This is a genomic window from Caballeronia sp. AZ1_KS37 (assembly GCF_023631165.1).
GTDB classification, from domain to species: domain Bacteria; phylum Pseudomonadota; class Gammaproteobacteria; order Burkholderiales; family Burkholderiaceae; genus Caballeronia; species Caballeronia zhejiangensis.
Window position 1 is genome coordinate 1 of sequence record NZ_JALQDP010000074.1, and the last position, 242, is coordinate 242.

The following is a 242-nucleotide window of genomic DNA, read 5'->3' on the forward strand; positions in this document are numbered from 1 at the left end:
GTGCGCAATCGCGTGGCGATGCGGCGGCGGATCGGCTCGCTGTCGGGCAAGAGGTTGTCGAAGAAATCCGTGACGACCTGCCCGCGCCACGGCTGATTGCCTGGCGTAAAGGGCAGCGAGAGCGATAGCGGACGGCCCTGCGTATCGGCGATCCAGTCATCGCGATAGACGAGGCGTTCGCCGGCGGGACCGTTCTCCCAGTATCCGACGGGCAGGCCGTTCATCCACAGGTCGAGCCGTCC

The 242-nt window shown here is 66.5% G+C and carries 1 protein-coding gene; it reads right to left on the reverse strand.

The window, feature by feature from the left end; genetic code table 11:
• A partial coding sequence (locus NCS00_RS33270) for a HipA N-terminal domain-containing protein (protein ID WP_250442281.1) occupies window positions 1-242 on the reverse strand: 242 nt, incomplete at both ends.